The organism is Flavobacterium sp. (genome assembly GCF_044339515.1).
In the GTDB taxonomy this organism is placed as follows: Bacteria; Bacteroidota; Bacteroidia; order Flavobacteriales; family Flavobacteriaceae; genus Flavobacterium.
Genome location: NZ_JBIIVK010000100.1, coordinates 1 through 3,037 on the forward strand (window position 1 = coordinate 1; position 3,037 = coordinate 3,037).

Consider the following 3,037-nt stretch of genomic DNA (forward strand, 5'->3'; position numbering starts at 1 on the left):
GCGAGATTTCGCGAATATCTTGTTCAATAAATTTGAGTTCAGCAATATAATGGTCTCTGCCGGCAATGGCAAGCTCATCATCTTTTCTATTTAAACTATCTAAGTTGAGTCGTGCTCCAAACAAACGTCCCAACACCCCGTCATGCAATTCTTGACCAATGCGTTGCTTTTCTTTTAAAACCACTTCGTCTAACTTCCTTTGTTGACTAAGCATCAAGCTATAAATTTCTTCGTTGGCTTTTTGCTGTTCCTCCCGCAATCGAAAGTATTTATTTCTACTCCGTTGGTCACGGATAACATACAATAATATAATAATAAAAATAGCAAAAAAAGCAAAAATAATTATACTTCGGTTTTGAGAGGCCAATTGCTCTTTTTGTCTTTTGAACTCATCGGTTTCATATTCTATTCGAGCAAATTTCTCGGAAACGTTACGTTCGGCTTGCAGTAAACTGTCTGTTAATTTTACATACTCTTTGGAAAAAGCACTTTGATTTTCAGGCTCAACCTTACTTAATTGATCAATTGCTTCTAATTGTAAATTTAAAATATTAGTTTGTTTTGCCATTTTATAAGCATCACGTGCAAAATGTTGTGCACTATCTACAATTCCTTTTTTTTGATAATATTCAGATATATTAATTTTGCTGATTACAATTTCAGGTGTTAGTTCATATTCTTTACGAATCTCTAAAGCAGTAAAAAATTCATAAGGTAAATTATAGAAATCATCTAACTTTAATTTAGCTTTTGCTCTATTATTTAAAACAGTTGCATAAAGACCTGGATACTCTTGTTCTAAATTTGGTTCTTGTATTGCTTGATTAAAATACTTTAGTGCTTCTTTGTTATTTCCAATTTTAGAATTTAATAACCCTAAATTATTAAGTGATACTGCCTTAGATTGAAACATTCCTAGATTCTCTAATTTTTCATCTTTAGCTAACTCGTATGATTTTTGAATATAATCTTTAGCTTTTTCATAGTTTTTTGTTTCTATACAAGTTAATCCCAAAATATTATTAGCTTCATACTCCAAGAGCTTATTATTTGCTAAACGGATATATGTTAATGCTAATACAGCAGATTTTTCACTCCCTAAATAATCTCTCACTCTAAATTTTGCACTAGCCATTTTAACATTCATCTTGCCAATTCCTACATTATCTTTAATTCCAAAATAAACTTTTTCTGCATTTTTATAATTTATTACCGCACTATCCATTAAAATTTCATCAGCATAATAATCCCCAACATAACTGTATGCTCTTGCGAGGTAAAGAGAATCTTTTGCTTTCTTTGTTTCATCAATTAACTCATATGACATCGCTTTGAACTTATCATTTTTCCCCCAATTGTAATACATGAAAGCAACATAAACTTTATTTCTAAAATATAAAGTATCTTTAGGAAGAGCATTAACTAAAGATTCTGTTTTAGCTAAATATTCTAAAGCTGTCGCCTCTGGAAGTTCGTAATTATTTGTTTTATCCAAGTACATACTAATACTGTCCAATGATTGTTTATTCTTACCATCATTTGAAGAATATTTATCACAAGCCAAAAACAAAGAGAAAATAAAAAATAAAAAAAATCTTTTCAATACTTTAAGAATTTAATCCAAAAGTATTGAAAAGATTTAGAATATTTGATAAGGTTTTACAAAAAAAACTCTTATAAAAAAATTTCTATCTTTTAAAGAATTAATGCTTTTCTTTTAGTTGGTCCATCTGCTACTGCTGCGTCACCATTTTCTGTTAATATTGGTTGATCATTTTTTGAAGTAGCACTAGTCGTTAAATCTGTAGAAGAAACAGAAGCAAACATAAAAAGTCCTAATAATGCGAATAAAGTTTTCATAATAATGTGGTATTAATTTATTAGTTGAATATCGTATCTGGTTGGCGAACGCTTGATACTTTAATTCTATCATGTTAATGTATCACGTGGAGACAATCATTCACGGTGTAAAAGTATAGTGCATATCACGCACAGCCAATAAAATCAAGGGATGATTGGTAGATGGTATTCGTTTGAGTGTGGATTAGTCTAAAATCTTGGTGGAATAATCTATTTTAGACGTCTTTGAATTCTGATCCCGCTAATTGGGCTATAATTTGCTCTACATTCTCTTTGTAGCTCTTGGAAAACGGGAGTTGTGTCTTCGCATTTTTAATGTAGCAAACCGTGTTTCCGGTATGAATTCGGGACACATAGTTCTTGTTCACAATATAACTGTTGTGTATTCTAAAGAAGTAGGAAGGAAGATTTTCTTCAAAATATTTAAGCGTTTTAAACGCAGTAATGACCTCCCCGTTATTTAAAGTAATATCAGTGGAATTGTTATCCGCTTTTAAAAAAGCAATTTCATCCAATTCTAAAAAACGATAATCGCCATACGATTTAATGCAAATTAAATTCCGGTGCACTTCATCATTTGCCACTATCGTTTTTGGAGAATCAAATGTGATGTTTTTAATTTCAGAAAGAAGAGGTTCTAAATCAACTGACGAATTTTCTTTAGGAAGAGCTTCTTGTAACTTTTCAATGATTTGTGTAGTTATCGCTTCAGAATCAAACGTTGGTTTCTGTTGATTGGTTATTTCTAAAATAGCTTCCTTTAAACCGGATAGTTCTGTTTTCAGCAATGTAATTAATTCCTCGTTTACAGAATTTACTTGAACAGACTCCAGTTTAATTGATATTAATTCTTTTGCTAAATTGTCGTTTTCCTGAACTTCCAATTTTGGCTCTACAACTTTGAAATCGGCAATTTTTCTTGGTTCGGGATTTAATCGAATTACCGGAGTGTCGTTGTTTTTTTCAAAACGCAATAAGGCTTTACGGACATCGCTCTCTGAAAATGGTTTGACTAAAAAATCCAATACATCATACTTCACGGCCTCAAAAGCTTTGCTTGTATCGTGTGAAATAGCGATAATTTTCGGGATCTTCTTTAAAAAACGATGCAACTCGTTTATCAGCAACAAAGAAAGGTTGGAAGTTGAAGAAAGTGGATTAATCTCTAAAAAAACAA

At 31.2% G+C, this 3,037-nt stretch carries 3 protein-coding genes; all 3 read right to left on the reverse strand.

Features of this window, described 5'->3' with window-relative positions:
* Positions 1-1,603, reverse strand: a 1,603-nt coding sequence (locus ACIQ0M_RS15395) for a hypothetical protein (protein ID WP_396153824.1), incomplete at its 3' end; no start/stop codon positions are given.
* A gap of 92 nt (positions 1,604-1,695) precedes the next feature.
* Positions 1,696-1,860, reverse strand: a complete 165-nt coding sequence (locus ACIQ0M_RS15400; protein WP_396153826.1) for a hypothetical protein — start codon at positions 1,858-1,860, stop codon at positions 1,696-1,698.
* A 215-nt stretch (positions 1,861-2,075) separates the two neighbouring features.
* Positions 2,076-3,037: LytTR family transcriptional regulator DNA-binding domain-containing protein (locus ACIQ0M_RS15405; RefSeq protein WP_396153828.1), on the reverse strand; the 962-nt coding region annotated here is incomplete at its 5' end.

What these genes read in the sequence shown, in the direction of transcription:
- ACIQ0M_RS15400 (WP_396153826.1), bottom strand. Translation starts at nt 1,860, where the DNA reads ATGAAAACTTTATTCGCATTATTAGGACTTTTTATGTTTGCTTCTGTT.